Source organism: Amnibacterium sp. (genome assembly GCF_036559085.1).
Taxonomy (GTDB): domain Bacteria; phylum Actinomycetota; class Actinomycetes; order Actinomycetales; family Microbacteriaceae; genus Amnibacterium.
Genome location: NZ_DATBTU010000007.1, coordinates 1 through 17048, shown reverse-complemented (window position 1 = coordinate 17048; position 17048 = coordinate 1). Strand labels below are relative to the sequence as shown.

At 72.3% G+C, this 17048-nt stretch carries 13 protein-coding genes; 4 read left to right on the top strand and 9 right to left on the bottom strand.

Going from position 1 to position 17048, the window contains the following annotated elements; all coding sequences use genetic code 11:
- Positions 1-211, top strand: a 211-nt coding sequence (locus VIG76_RS00600; RefSeq protein WP_331949953.1) for a hypothetical protein, incomplete at its 5' end; no start/stop codon positions are given.
- A gap of 68 nt (positions 212-279) precedes the next feature.
- The gene (locus tag VIG76_RS00595) at positions 280-705 is read left to right on the top strand and encodes a type II toxin-antitoxin system death-on-curing family toxin (RefSeq protein WP_331949951.1); all 426 of its coding nucleotides are present in this window, start codon (positions 280-282) and stop codon (positions 703-705) included.
- A gap of 28 nt (positions 706-733) precedes the next feature.
- Here VIG76_RS00595 and VIG76_RS00590 read toward each other — a convergent pair whose 3' ends face one another.
- Positions 734-2710 carry a glycosyltransferase family 2 protein gene (locus tag VIG76_RS00590; RefSeq protein WP_331949949.1) on the bottom strand — a complete coding sequence of 659 codons (1977 nt, stop codon included), beginning with the start codon at positions 2708-2710 and terminating at the stop codon, positions 734-736.
- 122 nt (positions 2711-2832) lie between these two features.
- Between VIG76_RS00590 and VIG76_RS00585 the strand changes: the two genes are divergently transcribed.
- Positions 2833-4245 (top strand): bifunctional cytidylyltransferase/SDR family oxidoreductase, encoded by a 1413-nt coding sequence (locus VIG76_RS00585; protein WP_331949947.1) that lies wholly within the window; start codon positions 2833-2835, stop codon positions 4243-4245.
- An 83-nt stretch (positions 4246-4328) separates the two neighbouring features.
- On the opposite strand, the gene VIG76_RS00580 is transcribed toward VIG76_RS00585, so the two are convergent.
- The 7 genes from VIG76_RS00580 to VIG76_RS00550 form a co-directional block, all read right to left on the bottom strand.
- The gene (locus VIG76_RS00580) at positions 4329-6062 is read right to left on the bottom strand and encodes a hypothetical protein (RefSeq protein WP_331949945.1); all 1734 of its coding nucleotides are present in this window, start codon (positions 6060-6062) and stop codon (positions 4329-4331) included.
- Positions 6059-7870 (bottom strand): CDP-glycerol glycerophosphotransferase family protein, encoded by a 1812-nt coding sequence (locus VIG76_RS00575; protein ID WP_331949943.1) that lies wholly within the window; start codon positions 7868-7870, stop codon positions 6059-6061. The genes VIG76_RS00580 and VIG76_RS00575 overlap by 4 nt, the downstream gene beginning before the upstream one ends.
- Positions 7867-9027 carry a UDP-galactopyranose mutase gene (gene glf / locus VIG76_RS00570; RefSeq protein ID WP_331949941.1) on the bottom strand — a complete coding sequence of 387 codons (1161 nt, stop codon included), beginning with the start codon at positions 9025-9027 and terminating at the stop codon, positions 7867-7869. The genes VIG76_RS00575 and glf overlap by 4 nt, the downstream gene beginning before the upstream one ends.
- Entirely contained in the window at positions 9024-9872 is an 849-nt protein-coding gene (locus tag VIG76_RS00565) for a glycosyltransferase (RefSeq protein ID WP_331949939.1), read from the bottom strand. The genes glf and VIG76_RS00565 overlap by 4 nt, the downstream gene beginning before the upstream one ends.
- Entirely contained in the window at positions 9869-10849 is a 981-nt protein-coding gene (locus tag VIG76_RS00560) for a glycosyltransferase (protein WP_331949937.1), read from the bottom strand. Before VIG76_RS00560 ends, VIG76_RS00565 begins: the two co-directional genes overlap by 4 nt.
- Positions 10850-10951: 102 nt before the next feature.
- Positions 10952-13474 carry a hypothetical protein gene (locus VIG76_RS00555; RefSeq protein ID WP_331949935.1) on the bottom strand — a complete coding sequence of 841 codons (2523 nt, stop codon included), beginning with the start codon at positions 13472-13474 and terminating at the stop codon, positions 10952-10954.
- Positions 13471-14022, bottom strand: coding sequence for a hypothetical protein (locus VIG76_RS00550; RefSeq protein ID WP_331949933.1), 552 nt, complete (start codon positions 14020-14022; stop codon positions 13471-13473). Before VIG76_RS00550 ends, VIG76_RS00555 begins: the two co-directional genes overlap by 4 nt.
- Before the next feature lie 254 nt (positions 14023-14276).
- Here VIG76_RS00550 and VIG76_RS00545 point away from each other — a divergent pair, with 254 nt between their 5' ends.
- The gene (locus tag VIG76_RS00545; RefSeq protein WP_331949931.1) at positions 14277-16373 is read left to right on the top strand and encodes a DUF6541 family protein; all 2097 of its coding nucleotides are present in this window, start codon (positions 14277-14279) and stop codon (positions 16371-16373) included.
- Between the two features lie 134 nt (positions 16374-16507).
- On the opposite strand, the gene VIG76_RS00540 is transcribed toward VIG76_RS00545, so the two are convergent.
- Positions 16508-17048 (bottom strand): hypothetical protein (locus VIG76_RS00540; protein WP_331949929.1); only part of this gene is annotated, 541 nt, incomplete at its 5' end.

Here is a 17048-nt window from a genome sequence, read left to right as displayed (position 1 = left end):
GCTTATGGCGATGACTCTCAGGCTCTCGGCGGACGAGGACGCGACGCTCACCCGGCTCGCGCAGCAGTTCAAGATGTCGAAGAACACCGCGGCCGCCGTCGCGATCGACCTCGCGGCTCCGAAGCCCGACCACCCGGAGTTCGTGGCGGCCGCGACCCGCCGCCTCCTCGATCGATACGCTGGTCTCATCGCACGTCTCGCCGAGGCGTGACGGCGGCCGTCCCCTCGGCCGCGATCGCACATCCGTCCGTCGAGACGCACGAGATCGCTTGGGGTGAGGTGTCCACGGAGCTCCCGCCGTCCCAGGTCGCTCAGACGGAGTACCTGAGCATCGACGACGTCGTCCAGATCGTCGAGATGTTCAGCGAGGCGCCGCTCCGTGAGGCCGTCCGCGACCTCGGCCTGCTGATCGGGGCCGTCGACCGGCCCGCGCTGAAGTACCGCGGGATGGACGTCTACACGCCGCTCGCGATGAAGGCCGCCGCCTTCATGGAGAGCCTCGCGCGGAACAACTCGCTGTTCGACGGCAACAAGCGGCTCGCCTGGCTCGCGACGAACGTGTTCCTCGAGCTGAACGGTGCGACGGTGCACTTCAGCGACAACGAGATCTTCAGCCTGCTCCGCGAGGTGCAGCAGGGCTACCTCGCGACGAACGAGCTCGCGCACCGCCTGCACACCCGAATCGGACCGGCGCAGCCCCGCTGAGGACCGGGGCGCTCCTCTGCTGCGGCGGTCAGCGGCGGGACCGGATCCGCTGAGCGGTGGTTCTCGCCGCCCCGATCGCGCTCCGCCAGAAGCGGCTCACGGTCCCTGAGGCAGGATGCGCCTCCGGCTGCTGCCGGCCCTCCGGGCGGGTGAGCGAGAACCCGCCGGTGCCGTCGACGTGCGCGACGAAGCCGCTCACCAGCGCCTCCCCCTCCCCCACGCGGAAGGCGACCCGGTAGCTGCCGGGCGGCGCCGTCCCCGTCGCCTCGAGGCGAGCGCCATCGGGGCCACCCACGACTGTGCCGGTGAGCTGCGGTCGAGGGCCGTCGGATTCGTCGGGATCCGGGATCAGGACCACGGCGGCGGGGAGCTCGGTCCTGCCGGTGATCGCGATGTCGGGCAGTCCGACGACGAGACCGCGGGTGATCCCGGTCACATCGTCGGCCGTCGGCCTCGAGTCCTTCACGACGTTCCGCAGCCGCCCCGACGTGTCGACCGCCAGCCCGTCCCGCCGGCTCCGATAGGCGACCGCGGCGCGGCCCTCGGCCAGTGCGGCACGGGCCGGCCCGGTGTACCGCAGCGTCGTGCTGAGCTCGTGGCCCTCCCAGCGGACGGCCGCGTAGTGGTCCCAGACGGCCTTCGGGAGGGGTGCGCCGAGCGCGGCGTGCTCGAGATCGAGCGTCGCCCTGGTCCGCACCACCGGCGTCGCCAGGCTCTCCTCGTCGAGCGACTCGAAGGCGAGGTGCGGCTCGTGCGGCAGCTGCCAGGTCACCCGGTCCGCGCGGTCCCGCGTCCCCACCCAGAACTCGCAGCGCTGCAGCCGGTCGGTGACGTCGAGCACCGCGGGCGGGAGTGCAGCCTCGATGTCGGCCGGCAGGATCCGGCGGACGCGCTCACCGTCGCGGCGGAAGGCGACGGGTCCGGCGCCACGCTCGATCAGTCCGGCCTTCAGCCGGAGTCGCAGGCGGCCGTCCACCCACTCCGCCCGCTCGGTGTCCGCCCGGAGCGTGACCGCCCCGTCGATCGCCGCCAGCCGTTGCATCAGGTCGGGCCGCTCGGCCCGGAGAAGGACCGCCCTGGCACGGTCGTAGAGGCCGAGGTGCTCCTCCCACTCGAGCGGCACGTACGTCTCCTGGATGCGCCGCGCACGAGCGAGCGCCATCGCGGTCTCCTCCGGTGCGGCCTGCTGCAGCATCCGACTGAACCGGCCGAGGACACGGTCGCGATACTGGTTCAGGAGCGTCGACCGTCGCGCCTCCTCGAAGGCCGGGCCGTCCAGGGTGCGATCGATGAAGGCGCAGAGGTCGTCGAGGCGGTCCCAGAACTCCTCGTCGCGCGGTCCGTACGTCTTCGAGGTGTTCTCCGCGCTGGAGTGCCAGAGATACACGGGGGTGTCGGCGAGCACGGCGACGTGCCTGGCGTGCCGCCAGGCCGCGACGTTGAGGTAGATGTCCTCCCACAGCATCCGGCCGCCCTCCGGGAAGCGGATGCCGTGCTCCAGCAGGAGGTCCCGCCGGTAGAACTTGTGGGGCACCATCGGCGTCAGGACATCGATGCCGTGCGTCGCGCGCGCGTCGGGGATGTTGCCGCCCGTCAGGGCCGGCATCCCCCACCAGACGTCGGAGGTCTTCGACTCCTTCGGCGAGAGCACGTCGGCGTGGGTCTCCGTGGCGTACTCCGTGCCGCGACGGAGGGCGTCGGGGTAGAGCGAGTCGTCATGATCGAGGAACAGCACCCACTCGCCCCGCGCCATCTCGAGCGCGACGTTGCGCGGCCGGCTGGGCCAGCCGGATCGCTCGATGCGGCGCACGGTCATGTTCGGCCGAGCGGCGGCGTGCCGCTGCAGCATCGCGAAGGTCTCATCGGGCGACCCGTCGTCGATCACGATCGTCTCGAACTCGTCCTGCGGCAGCGTCTGGGCGTCCAGCGACTCGACCACGCGGTTGAACACCTCGCCCGTGCGGTACGTCGGCACGATGACGCTGACCCTCGGCCTGTCGCCCACGATGTCCTCCCGCCCGATCCCGGGAGCCTACGAGGGCAGTACCAGGAGGTGCTGAGGAGTGGGTGCGGGGCCGTCATGCGGAGGCGGCGAACGGCGAAGTGGCGGTCGGTAGGATCGCGGGCATGGCGACGACGGGGCAGCGGATGCGAACGGTCGCAGTGATCCTGGCGGGCGGCGTGGGGGTGCGCGCGGGGCTCGGGATGCCGAAGCAGCTCGCCCGGATCGCCGGCAAGCCGATCATCGAGCACACGATCGCGGCGGTGAACGCCGCCGAGTGCATCGACGAGATCATCGTGATGATGGAGCCGAACCACATGTCGGCCGTCGAGGAGCTCATCGCGCGGGGCAGCTACCCGAAGCTCACGCGGGTGTTCGCGGGCGGCGAGAGCCGCAACGACACGACTCGGCTCGCCCTCGCGCAGCTCGGCGACGAGGAGTGCAAGGTGCTCTTCCACGACGCGGTCCGGCCGTTCGTGGACGAGCGGATCCTGCGCGACTGCGTCGATGCCCTCGACCACTACGGCGCCGTCGACACCGCGATCCCCTCGGCCGACACGATCATCCAGATCAACACCGAGACGAACGTGCTCGTCGACGTGCCGCCGCGCTCGCTGCTCCGCCGCGGCCAGACGCCGCAGGCGTTCCTGCTCTCCGCCATCCGCCGCGCCTACGAGCGGGCCGCCCGCGACCGCAACTTCGTCGCGACGGACGACTGCACCGTCGTGCTGAAGTACACGCCGGATGTGCCGATCGCGGTCATCGCGGGCTCCGACGAGAACATGAAGATCACCGAGTCGATCGACGTCTTCATCGCCGACAAGCTCTTCCAGCTGAAGTCCGCCGAGCCCGGCGGCCTCACCGTGGAGGAGCGCGAGGCGGCGCTCGCGGGTAAGACGGTCGTCGTGTTCGGGGGCAGCGAGGGCATCGGCCGCGCGATCGCGGATGCGGCGGAGCGCTACGGCGCCACCGTGTTCTCGTTCTCGCGGACCGCGACCGGCACCGACATCCGCAAGCGCAAGCACGTGAAGGCCGCGCTCGAGCAGGCGGCGACCCAGAGCGGCCGCATCGACTTCGTCGTGAACTCGGCCGGCATCCTCGACATCGGCGGCCTCGAGACGTTCAGCCACGACCAGGTGAAGAACACCATCAACGTGAACCTGCTCGGGCCGATCCTCATCGCCCAGGAATCGCTGCCCTACCTCAAGGCGTCGAAGGGCCAGCTGCTCTTCTTCACCTCGAGCTCGTACACCCGCGGTCGCGCGAACTACGGCATGTACTCCGCGACGAAGGCCGCGACCGTGAACCTCACGCAGTCGCTCTCCGAGGAGTGGGCGGACCTGCAGGTGCGGGTGAACTGCATCAACCCGGAGCGCACCAAGACGGGGATGCGCACCAAGGCGTTCGGCGAGGAGCCGGAGGGCACGCTGCTCTCGGCGGAGGCCGTCGCGATGGCCTCCATCGACACCCTGCTCTCCGAGGTGACCGGCCAGATCATCGACGTCCGCCGCCGCTCCGGGATCCCGCAGCCCGCCTGACGCGCCATCCGGGCGTCTCCCGGCATTCCGGGCGCCTTCTCACGCCCGGGATGACGGAACCCGCCCGGAATCGCGAGCGGGGGTCAGCTGGGGCGGGCGAACGCGCGACGACGGCGCTGGGCCTCGAACGCGTCGGTCACCGCGGCCGCGAAGCGCCGCGGGAGATCCTGGGGCTCCTCCCCGTCGAGGTGCGCGCGCATCGCCGCGCGCGCACCGGCGCGCCGGTCGTCGCCCAGGGCGTCGTCGAGGGCGAGGAACACGTCCTCCGGGAGGTCCTCGAGGACCGCGCCGGCCGACAGCGTCGGGAACCGCTCGACCATGGCCGCCGCGTCGTGCCCGCGGATGGCGGGAGCGGCGAAGGGCACGTCGAGTCGGATCGCCTCGCTGACGAGGGGTGAGACGTCGAGCACCGCGAACGAGGCGGCCGCGAGCGCGGCGGGGATCTGCTCCGGCTCGAGCACGGCGTGCTCGAAGCCCGCGGCTGCGACGCGGCGGGCGAGCGCCGCGACGGCGTCCGCGTACTCCGGCAGGCGGGATCCGGTCGGAGCCGCCGGCGCGAAGAGCACCCGCACGTCCTGCCGCGCCAGCAGCGCCTCGAGGACGGCCGAGCCCCGTTCGACCAGCGACGAGAGGTCCGTGCTGGTGGTCGCGTTCTCCCAGGTGGGCGCGTACAGCACGACCGGCCGGTTGCCGGGAACTGCGGGCAGCGGGGCGGCCGTGAGAGGCCGGACCGGCCCGATCTCCCTGATCCGCCGCTCGGGGACCCCGGCGGCGAGGTAGGCGTAGCGCTCGCGGCCGGCAGGGCCCGCCACCCAGATCTCGTCGTACATCCGGGCGATGGGGCTCCGGTTCTCGGGTTCATCGGAGTCGCCGTGGCCCACGAGGACGTCGTAGATGCCGGGGACCCGGAGGAGGTGGTTGTTGATGTTCGTGATGTCGCTCGGGTAGAGGGCGAGCCGGACGGAGCGCACCATGAACAGCTCGATGTCCTGGCTGCGGGGCGCGAACACGACGGGGATGCCGCAGCCCTCGAGCGCGTCGAGATGGGTGGGCTCCCGGACGACGAGGAGGCACGGCCTCCCGAGCTCGCGGAGCACCGGTACCCAGAGCAGCACCTGCTCCACGGTGCGCCGCCGCCCGCTGAAGTGGACGACGATCTCCGGCTCCTGCGTCTCGAGCACCGCCTGGACCCGCGCCCGCACCTCGTCCATGCTGACGCGGTTCAGCAGCCAGTACTGCAGCAGCCGGCCGGCGAGGTAGAGCGCGAGCACCGCGATGACGAGGAGCTCGGCGACGAGCGAGGCGGACAGCCGGTCGGTGGCGTCACCGATGGCGAAGCCGAGCGGGAGCAGCAGCGTCAGGAGCGCGAGCGGTGCGCTCAGCTCCGCGACGGGCCTGGCCGTCCGCGGATCCGGGAGGCCGGGAACCGAGAGGTTCCGCCAGCTGACCGGGCCGCCGTTCCGGCGCCACTCGCGCCGCCGGGCGAAGATGCCCCCTGCGTCGCGGCCGCCGTGCAGCAGCACGACCGAGACGACCGCGAGCGCGACGATGAGCGCCCGCTCGGGCAGGAAGCGGGCCGCGAGCACGGCGGTGAGCACGTCGAGCGACAGCAGGCGGAAGCGCACCCCGAGCTGCGAACGGAGCAGGAGGGGCAGCACCTCCCCCGTCTGCCGCGAGAGCCACAGCTCGGCGACCACGAGCAGCACCGCGAGCACGAGGAACGGCACGGGGGCCGGCAGCAGCGCCAGGAGCGCGAGCACGACGTAGGCGAGACCGACCGCCACCGCGACCCCGGTGCGGGCGCCTCCGCTCCTCACGGGCGGATCCCCGCGGGGATGGCCGCGGCGGCGATGCGCGCGTCGGCGCGGGCGACGAACGCGTCCACCTCGTCGCGGAACCGGTCGAGCGGGTCCTGCTCCGCGCCGAGGAGGTACTCGGCCAGCGCCTCGCGGGAGGCGCGGCGGGGGTCGGTGCCGCCCGCGTCCTCGAGCGCGCGGGGCAGCGTGGCGAGGTCGGTGCCGAGCAGCTCCGCGGCGCCGGAGGACGGGAAGAGGGCGCGGAACTCCTCGTCCGGCAGATCGCGCGGGTTCGTCACGGCGTAGGGCTTCCGCGACGCGAGGAAGTCGGTGATCACGCTCGAGATGTCGCTGATGAGCACGTCGGCCTCGTTGAACGCGGTGTAGAGGGCGTCCGGCGTGTTCGGCACGAGGCCGCTCCCGTCGCCCGCACGCTTCAGCAGCTCCTCGATCGCGGTCCTGGCCTTGGCCGCGGCGGGCAGCCGGTGGCCGGTGAGCGGATGCGGCTTGAAGCGCAGGACCGCGCCGGCGTCGAGCACGCCCCGGACGATCCGCTCGCCCATCGCGGCGACCGAGGAGTAGTCCGCCTCGTCGAAGAAGCCCTCCCACGTCGGCGCGTAGAGCACCACGAGCCGCTGGGCCTCCTCGGTCGCGGGCTTCGCGCGGCGGATCTCCGCGAGCTGCGGGCGCCCGACGGCGCGGAGCACGTTCAGGTCGATCCCCTCGTCCACCGCGGCGTAGCGGTCGATCGCGGCCCGGCCGGCGACCCAGATCTCGTCGTACATGCGGTTCAGGGGGCTGAAGCTGCCGACCTTGTCGCTGTCGCCGTGACCGATGAAGCTGTGCATCGGACCGGGGATCCGGATCATCTCGTTGTTGCGGACCACGTTCGTCGGGTAGAGCACGACGCGCACCGACGGCGGCGTGACGACCTCGAGCGCGGCGACGGTCGGCGCGACGACGATCGGCGTGGTCATGGCGGTGAGCGCGTCGAGGTGCACCGGCTCGCGCAGCACGACGAGGGTCGGCCGGCGCATCGCATCGATCACCTTCGCCCACACGGTGAGCGCGTAGGTGCCTGAGGCGGGTGAGGAGAAGTAGAAGACGACCTCGGGCGCGAGGGCGGCCACCGCCTCCGCCACAGCCGCGTCGCTGTCGCGGGGGGGATCGCCGCCCGACCTCCAGGCGCGGGCGGCGACGGCGGCGATCGCCGCGGCGAGGAGTGCCGCGAGCACCGCGAGCACGATCGGCGCTGCAGGGACGCCGAGGACGACGAGGACGAGCCCGGCGAGCACGAGGATCTCGACGGCGGCGAGCAGGCGCAGCCCGTCGAGCGGGAGGAACCGCTGCACCGGGTCCGGCAGGGGATCCGGGCCCTCGCTGCTCCCCCGCACGTCGAGGTTGCGCCACTGCAGGTCCGCGTGCTCCTCCTCGAGCCGCCGCAGGCCCAAGGAGATGTAGGCGGTGAGTGCGAGATGCACGGCCATGATGGCGACGAGGAGCGCGGCGAAGTCGGCGAACGGCTCGACGGGCGGCGTCGCCGCGACACCGACGACGACCGCGCCGTTGCGGACGAGCGACCGCTGCGGCCGATCCAGCAGGATGCGCCGCATCCGTCGGAGGGCGGGGATCCGCGGCCCGCGGAGGAGGTCGGCGGCGAGGCTCGGGATCGCGGCGGCGACGACGATGACCCAGGAGCCGGTCGGGAGCGCGAGGAGCAGACCGACGACGACGAGGGCGACGAGGGCGAGGTCCGCGAGGTCGGTGGCGTCGCGGCCGAAGCCGAGCGACGCGACCCGGCGTGACCCCGTGCGGCTGGCGCCGCTCACCGGCTCCCCGCCGGCTGGAACCGGGGCGCGAGGCGGTTCTCGACGAGGCTGAGCGCGGACGCGATCGCCATGTGCATGTCGAGGTACTGGTAGGTGCCGAGACGGCCGCCGAACAGCACGTCGGGTTCCTCGGCCGCGAACTCGCGGTAGCGGACGAGCCGGTCTCGGTCCGCGGGCCGGTTGACCGGGTAGTAGGGCTCGTCGCCGCGGCCGGCGAACCGGGAGTACTCGCGCATGATGACCGTGGCGTCGTCCGGGGAGTCGCGCTCGGGATGGAAGTGCTTGAACTCGCGGATCCGGGTGTAGGGCACGTCGAGGTCGCTGTAGTTCATGACCGAGGTGCCCTGGAAGTCGCCGACGGGCAGCACCTCGCGCTCGAAGTCGAGCGTGCGCCACGACAGGGCGCCGAGGCTGTCGTCGAAGTACCGGTCGATGGGGCCGGTGTAGACGACCGGCAGCCGACCGAGCACGCGGGCCTTGCCGAACTCGTGCTCGCCGAAGAAGTCGGTGCTCAGCCGCAGGTCGATGTTCGGGTGCTCCGCCATCCGCGTCAGCAGCGCCGTGTACCCGTCGACCGGCAGGCCCTCATGGGTGTCGTTGAAGTACCGGTTGTCGTACGAGTACCGCACCGGCAGGCGCGAGATCACGTCCGCCGGCAGCTCCGTCGGGTCCGTCTGCCACTGCTTGGCCGTGTACCCGCGGATGAAGGCCTCGTAGAGCGGGCGCCCGATCAGGCTGATCGCCTTCTCCTCGAGGTTCGCGGGGATCCGCTCCCCCAGCTCCGCGGACTGCTCCGCGACCAGCGCCCGCGCCTCCCCCGGCCCGTACCCGGCGCGGAAGAACTGGTTGATGGTGCCGAGGTTGATCGGCAGCGGGAACACCTCACCGCGATGCTTCGCGTACACCCGGTGCACGTAGGAGGTGAACGCGGAGAACCGGTTCACGTACGCCCACACGCGCTCGTTCGAGGTGTGGAACAGGTGCGCCCCGTACCGGTGGATCTCGATCCCGGTGTCCGGGTCCGGCTCGCTGTAGGCGTTGCCGCCCAGGTGGTCCCGGCGCTCGATCACCGTGACGTGCAGCCCGTAGGCATCCGCCATCCGCTCCGCCACCGTCAGCCCGAAGAAGCCGCTCCCGACCACCAGCAGGTCCGTCATGCCACCCCTCCCGCCGCACCGTCCCTGAAGTCCCGATGGAGGACCCGTCGATAGAAGGTGCGCCGCACCGACTCCGGCAGGAGACGGTAGCCGCCCCGGACGAGGACGTTCCTCAGGTACTGGGCGAGAGTCGTGAATCCCAGGTGATGGAGCTGCCGCTGCAGATGCAGCTCGGCCCGGAGCTGGCGCAGGCCTCCTCGACGCGCGTAGGCGCCCGCGCCGACCCGGTACTTCACGAGTGGCTCCGGCAGGTTCGCGACCCTCGCGCCGGCCTGGAGCATGCGCGCGAACAGCCAGTAGTCCTCCATCAGCGCCCCGGCCTGGTAGCCGCCTGCCCGCCGGACCGCCGAGCGACGGTAGACGACGGTGGGATGGTTGAACGGGTCGTGGAAGCGCGCGTAGCGCTGGATGACCTCCTCGCCGATCGGGGGCGTGCGCCGCCCGACCGTCACCTGCTCGTCGTCGACGAACTCGAGGAGACCGGCGCCGACGAGGTCGTAGCCCTGCTCGATCACGGCGAGCTGGGCTTCGAAGCGGCCGGGCAGGGCGACGTCGTCGGCGTCCATCCGGGCGACGACGTCGTGCGCGCAGGCGTCGAGGCCGGCGGTGAGCGCCTCGGCGAGGCCGACGTTGACCGGCAGCACGAGGTGCCGCACGGGCACCGGCGACGCCTCGACCAGCGCGGCGATGGCGACCGCGAGCGCATCCGGCACGGGCCCGTCCTGCACGAGCACGACCTCGTCCGGGCGGCGGGTCTGCTCCTGCACCGAGCTCTCGAACGCGCGCCGCAGCTGCTGCGGGTCGTCGCGGGCGTAGACCGGGAGCAGCAGGGAGAAGGCCGTCACGTGCCCCGCCTGGCCGGGGCCTCGACCCGCACCACGGCCTCGGTCACGGCGCCGAGGTCGGAGAGGGCGTCCGCGTTCAGGCGCGGCCGGCTGCCGAAACCGGCGATGAGCCCGCGGCGCAGCTGCGTCAGCAGGAAGCGGCGCTGGTGGGACCGGCGGATGGTGCGACCCCACCGCAGCAGGGTCGCGCCGATGTAGACCAGCTTCTCGATCGGGTTCAGGCCGTGGCTGAAGACCATCAGCCAGATCTTGTTGCGGACCTCGAAGAAGAACCGTGCGCCGGGGTCCGCATCGGTGTCCGCACGCGCCGTCGTCTTGTGCACCACGACGCTCGACGGGACGTACAGCCCGCGTCCGCGCCGCAGCATCCTCGTGGAGAACTCGAAGTCGTCGTTCCAGATGAAGTAGTCGGCGATCGGCAGGCCCGCCTCGCGCACCCGTGCCGCCGACACGAGCATCGACACGAACGACGAGGAGCGCACGGGCAGGACGCCGAGCTCGGTCGCATCCGTGGCCTCCTGGCGGCTGACGAACGGCTTGCGTCGCGGCGTGTTCATGGGATGGTCGAGCCCGTCCGTCCAGACCACTCGACTGCCCGCGAGCACCACGCCCGGCCTGTCGGCCGCCTTCAGCAGCTCCTCGAGCGCGGTGGGCGTCGGGATCGTGTCGTCGTCCATCACCCAGACCCAGTCGGGCTCGTGCCGGGCGATCGCGACGGCGATGCCGGTGGCGAAGCCGCCCGCACCACCCGTGTTGCGGGCGAGCCGGACGACGTCGATCTCGGGCCAGGCCTCGCGGGCCGTCTCGGCGGACCCGTCGTCGGAGTGGTTGTCGATGACGACGACGGCGGTCGGCTGCAGGGTCTGAGCCCGCAGGGCGGCGAGGGCCTCGACCAGCAGATCCTTGCGGTTGTAGGCCACGATCACGGCGACCACCGACGGATGGGCCTCGTCGGCTGCGCTCTCACTCGGGGTCACAGGGGTCTCTTCCGGGAACAGCACCGCTGACGGCGGCTGCGCCAGTGTAACCATGCCCTGGCGGACCAGGGCATCAGGTGCCCGGCGCGGGCGGGTCGCGTCCTAGCCCACGGCGACGATCGCCCTGCCGCTCCGCCAGGTGATCGTGCCGTGCTGGAAGTGCTGCACCTTCGTCGAGCCGACCGGCAGCTCACCGGTCGTGGGCCAGCCGAGAGGACCGGCGGTGGCGCGCGTCGCGGCGTAGGCCTTGCCGATACCGCCGCGCACCTCCTCCACCAGCTGGAGCCTCGTCGAGTAGAAGAGGGTTCCACCCTGGAAGGTCTCGGTCCAGCCGCCGCCGTTGTCCGTGGTGCGCGTCGAGAAGGCCGTCGGCCACCCGAGCGTGCTGGACGGGCCGCCGATCGCCAGGTAGCCGGAACGCATCCGTCCACCGACGTAGGTCAGCGTGCCGGCCCTGACATAGACCGACCCCGAGCTGAACGACTGGACGGTTCCGGTCGCGCCGTTCGCCACGACCTGCGTCGGTCCCCCGAGCGGGCGTCCGATCACGCCGGCCGACTCGCGGTTGGCCTCGTAGTAGCTGAGGATCGTGCCGGTCACCGGCCAGGTGTGCTTGTCGGCCGAGGAGTAGTAGAGCGAGCCGCCGGAGAACGCCTGCGCCCACACGCCTCCGTACGGCGCGGTGCGCCAGGCCGCGCCGGTGACCCAGCCCAGGGGGCCCGCCGGGCCGCCCTCGGCGACGTACTCGGCGTAGGTCGCCCCGACGACGGTCGTGACGGCGGAGCCGACCTGATAGGCCGCGGCCGTCTGGAACGACTGCACCGTCCTGGTCGCCCCATGGGCCGACACGGGATGAGGCTCGCCGGCCGGCCAACCGAAGCCGCTCGCCACCTCGCCGCTCGCGACGTACCTGCTCAGGATCGCGCCGGTGAGCACGACCGCGGGACCGGACGACGGCGCATAGAGACGACCGCCGGTGAAGGGCTGGATCGTGCCGCCGCCCTTCATGGTCGTGCTGGTGGCGTCGGCGGTCGGCCAGCCGAGCGCGTCGACGCTGTTCCCCGCGGCGGCGGGGCTCGCCGCGAGCGCGGTTCGGACGGGCGTCAGCACGGCCGCGGTGCCCGCGGAGGACACGTAGAGGTCGCCCTGCTGGAACGCCTCGACGGTGCCGCTGATACCTGCCGCGGTGCGGGCTCCGGCGACCGCGACGGGCCAGCCGAGCACGCCCGTCGGTCCCTTGCGCGCGGTGTATCCGGCGTCCACGGCACCGGCCACCGCGTAGCCGCCGGTCGCCTTGTTGAAGTAGGTGGTGCCCGTCGTGAAGTGCTGCACCCAGCCCGTGCCGAGGGTGGCGGCGTTGTCGGTCGGGAAGCCGAGCGTCCCGGTGACGCCGCCCTGTGCGAGGTAGGCGGCTCGGAGGTCCTCGCGGACCGCGTAGGTACCCGCCGCCGACGAGTAGAGCTCGCCGGAGCCGAAGCGCTGCATGGTGCCGCCGCCGTTCGCCGTGACGGTCGTCGCATCCGCGACGGGCCACTGCAGGCTCCCGCGGACGCCGCCGCGGCGGTTGTACTCAGTCAGCATCGCCCCGGTGATGGCGAAGGTGCCGGCCTTCGACGTGTACACGGTGCCGTGCTGGAAGGTCTGAGAGCTGCCGCCGCCGTTCTCGGTGGAGCTCACCGCGTTCGCGGTCGCCGCGCCGAGCGCACCGGAGGCGCCGCCGTGGCCGTTCCAGTAGGTGGCGATCGCGCCGCTCACGATGATGTGCGTGGAGCCGAACCACTGCGTGAAGTAGAGGAAGAAGTTGCGGTTGCCGTAGGCGGAGCAGGCGTCACCGGAGCCGTAGCCGGCCGCGAGGGCCGCCGCGTTCGGCGTGTACGGCGTGTAGTAGTAGAGGCTGTGCGTCGCCTTGTTCTTGACGACGACGCTCTTCGAACCGCAGCTCGAGTCCGTGTACGGGTCCTGGTAGAGGATCGGGTACGCCCTGCCGACCGGGTAGGCGCTGTACACGCTGTAGTAGTCGGTGCCGGGACCGGTGCCCGCGGGCATCGTGTACCGCTGGAACGCCCACGCGGCCTTGTAGACCTGGTTGTAGAAGCCGTTGTAGGTCGCGTCGCAGGTGACGTTGCTGCTGTCGGGGCAGCCGTATCCGGTCGCCTTCCGGAACTCGTCCGAGGTGGGCCACGTGTCGGTGATGAGGCCCTGCTCCTTCTGCAGCAGCACGAGCAGCACCTGCGGGTTGACGTTGCAGGCCTTGCCGACCTTGACGATGATCGCCGCGGCGGTCTCGTTCTTCGCGCCGGTGTAGGGCCCGCACATGGGGTCGGCCGGACGGGACCAGGTGGTCTGCGTGTAGTCCTTCAGGCACGGCAGCCCGGTGGCGTACTGGACGTTCTGGCAGGACGGCACCATCGAGTTCAGGAACGACTGCACCTGTGCCTGCGTCATCGTGTTCGGGTTGAACATGACCTGGTCGCTGATGATGTCGCCCGCGTCGAAGCTCTTCAGCATCGTTGCCGGCGACGTGCTGGCGGAGGCGCTCGAGACGCCGCCGGCGAGGACGACGGCGAGCGCGGCGCCCCCCGTGATCGCGGCGACGAGCGCCGTGAGTCGGCTGCGGCGGCTCATCGGGTCACCGTCACGGTGCGCGCGGCGGAGACGCCGACGGAGCGCTTCGACGAGTAGGCGACCACGAGCGACCACGTGCCCGCGGTCAGGCGGCTGCCCGAGAGCATCACCGGGTTGCACTCGGTGTCGTTGGCGCCGGGCGCGGACGTGGCGCTCGCCGACAGGGTGGTGCTGCCGTTCGTCGCCGTGACCGTGCAGGTGCCGTCGAGCTCGACGAGGTTGGGCACGAGCGCCGTGACGGTCAGCGTGCCGGACGGCTGGTCCCAGGACGCGGCCGTGACGAAGGGCGTGACGGCGGTGCGGCTCCCGCGTGAGATCGAGGGCGACGGGGTGGGCACCGCGGTCGCGGTCGCGCTCGGCGTCCCGCTCGACAGCGGCCCCGGCGTGTCCGGCGCGCTCGCCGTCGGCGCCGGGATCGACGGGTCGGTCACCTCGGTCGAGCGCGGCGCGGACGTCACCACCGGCGACGGCGCGACCTGCAGCAGCGAGCACGAGGTGAGTGCGATCGCCGCGGCGGCCGAGACGGCCACCACTCCCCCGGCGCGCATCCATGCAAAAGCGTTGTGTTCCCCCACCTGGCAAGAATCGCAGCCATTCGGCCACAAATGGCCAGGTGAGAGGCGGGTTCCGGCGTGTCGGGCGGCCCCAGTCCGGGGGTGCATCCCCCGTCCGTGGGGCGGAATGCGGTATGCGCGTCCCCCGACCGGGAGGCGCGGCGGAGGCCGCGGCGAAGGACGCGCTCCCCGCCGACCGTCGCGCGCCGCCGGAGCACCGGGCGGGGCGCGTGTACCGTGATGCGGTCATGACCTGGATCGGCGCCGCCCTCCCGGTCGTCGTCACGATGCTGGTCGTCTTCGTGCCGGGGACCGCCCTGGCGGCCGCGGTCAAGGTGCGGGGCGCGACCGCCCTGGCCCTTGCCGGCCCGCTCGGGTTCGGCACGATCGGCGTCGCAGGCGTCGCCGCCGCCGCCCTGCACACGCCCTTCGGCTGGTGGTCCGTGGCGATCACCGCGGCGGTCGCTGCTGCGGTGCTGCTCGGCGTGCGCCTGCTGGCCTCCCGGTCGGGATCGCCGCTCCCGGCGTGGGACACCTGGCGGGCCTCCGCGGTCCTGCCCGTCGTGCTCGGGGTGGGCGTGGCGAGCGTCGCCATCGGCTCCATCGCCTTCGGCGCGGTGGCGTCGCCGGAGCGGATCAGCCAGACCTACGACGCCGTCTTCCACCTGAACGCCGTGCAGTCGATCGTGCAGAGCGGCGACGCCTCGAGCCTGCACCTCTACCGGCTGACGCACCCCACCCAGTCGACGGCGTTCTACCCGGCGGTGTTCCACAGCATCGCCGCCGTGGCCGCGGAGACGACCGGGGTCCCCGTCCCCGTCGCGGTGAACGCCGCCTGGCTCGGCACGGCGGGCCCCGTCTTCGCGTTCGGCTGCGCACTGGCCGCGCGGGTGCTGTTCGGCACCACCGCGCTCCGGCGCGACGAGACCGCATCGGCGCTCCAGCCCGTGCTGGTCGGCAGCATCGCCGCGGTGCTCTCCTCCGCCTTCGTCGCCTTCCCGTACCTGCTGCTCGACTTCGGCACGCTCTACCCGAACGGCCTCGCATACACGACCCTGCCGGTGGGGCTCGCCCTGATCGCGGCGCTCACGGCCTGGCCGGAGCGGCACGCATGGCGCCCGGAGTCCCCGCTGCCGCGATGGCGCACGGTCCTGCTGCTCCTCGGCTGGCTGGGCGGTGCCGCGTTCGCGCATCCGCGGTCCCTGGTCGCGATGCTGGTCCTCGCGGCGCCGCTGCTCGTCGCCTGGTTCGCGGCGCGGATGGGCGCTCTCGCCGCCACCGGCCCGCAGGGCCGCCGCCGTGCCCGCCTCACCGTCGTCGTCGTCGCCGCCGCGGTCGTGCTGGTCGCCGCCGGCGCGCTGCTGTTCGTCCTGCACTACTACGACGTCGGCCACCGGCCCATCGCCGACCACCTCAACGGCGGACCGGCCAAGGCGCGAGAGGGCTTCGGCACCGCGGTGCTGCAGGCGCTGCTGACCACGAGCCTCGCCTCCCCCGGCGAGACGCCGCTCGCCCCGTCGGTGCTGCTCGCCGTCGTCGCACTCGCCGCGCTCGTCGCGCTGCTGCTCCGGCCCGGGCTCCGCTGGGCCGCCGTGACCTACCTGGCGGTCGTGCTGCTCTACGCAGCCGCCGCGGGCAGCAACAGCGACCTCGCGAAGCTGGCGACCGGCCTCTGGGACAAGGACAAGTACCGCATCCTCGCGATGCTGCCGACGATCGCGGTCCCGGTGGTCGCCTGGATCCTCGCCGCGGGAGGTGCGGAGCTCGTCGAGGTGCTGCGCCGCCGCAGTCATCGGCGGCAGGAGCCGCACGGCCGGACGATCGTGCTCGCGGTCGCGGCGGCCGCCCTGGTCGTCGCCGCGGTGACGTGGACCGGGCCGGGGCTCACCGGCGTCAGCGGCGCGATCGGCCGGGTGTTCGCGCTTCCCGCCACGGACAAGCACGGGGCGCTGCTCGATCAGGACGAGACGCTGGTGCTCACGGACATCGGCCGGTACGTGCCTGCCGGGCAGGTCGTCGTGGACGATCCCTGGAACGGCTCGGCACTCGCCTGGGCGCTCGGCGGCCGGCAGACGCTGTTCCCCCACCTCGGCGGCTACTGGGGCGACGAACGCAAGCTGATCGCGCAGCACCTCGACGAGGCCCCGGGCAACGCGAAGGTCTGCGCGGCGGTCCGCGACCTGGGCCTGCACTGGCTCGTCACGGACCCGCAGCAGCTCTGGGGGCGCCCGAAGGAGGCGCGCGCCTTCTCCGGCATCGACCGGGCGGCCGCCGGGAAGGGCGTGCAGCTCGTCGCCTCATCCGGCTCGACCCGCCTCTACCGGATCACCGCCTGCTGGCCCTGACCCCCGTGCCTCCGCCGTTCCCATCCGCCGTTTTCAGGGCTCCCGGCGTGACACGCCGCGCTCGAGCAGCGAACGTCCTGAGATATGCCGCCCGATCCTGAGAACGGCGGATGACGGCCGAGGAGCGGCTGCGGTCAGGTCTGGAAGGCCTGCACGAGCGTCAGCAGCAGCTGGGTCGACCGGGCGACGACGAGCCCGATCAGGTAGAGCACCCCGCAGAGCGCCCAGAAGCGGTTGACGGTGAGCAGCCACTTCGCGCCGCGGTACGCCATCGCGGTGATGATCGGCACGACGGCGACCATGACGGGCAGGTTCGGATCGATCACCGCGACCTGCCCGGAGAACGACCACCACACGGAGAACGCGATCAGCGACAGCCCGGCGGCCCAGATCTCGAGGGGCAGCCGGCGGGCGACCATCAGCGTGCGTGGCCCCGTCTCCTCCGGGCGCGGCACCACGAAGTAGCGGACGACGCCGATACCCGCGGCCATGAAGAGGAACGACGCCAGGAACATCGTGGTGGCCCAGGCGAAGTGCCACCCGCTGAAGACGATCACCTGCTGGTCGAGGAACGGCACGAGGGCGTGCGGCCGGAACTCCGCGAGGAACACGTCGAGGCGGGCGAGGTACGCGTCGAAGCCCAGCGAGGCGAGCCAGAGCAGCTGGCCGAGCACG

Coding starts and splice junctions, on each gene's coding strand:
- VIG76_RS00585 (WP_331949947.1), top strand. CDS start 2,833: ATGGCGACGACGGGGCAGCGGATGCGAACGGTCGCAGTGATCCTGGCG.
- glf (WP_331949941.1), bottom strand. CDS start 9,027: ATGACGGACCTGCTGGTGGTCGGGAGCGGCTTCTTCGGGCTGACGGTG.
- VIG76_RS00555 (WP_331949935.1), bottom strand. CDS start 13,474: ATGAGCCGCCGCAGCCGACTCACGGCGCTCGTCGCCGCGATCACGGGG.
- VIG76_RS00550 (WP_331949933.1), bottom strand. CDS start 14,022: ATGCGCGCCGGGGGAGTGGTGGCCGTCTCGGCCGCCGCGGCGATCGCA.
- VIG76_RS00545 (WP_331949931.1), top strand. CDS start 14,277: ATGACCTGGATCGGCGCCGCCCTCCCGGTCGTCGTCACGATGCTGGTC.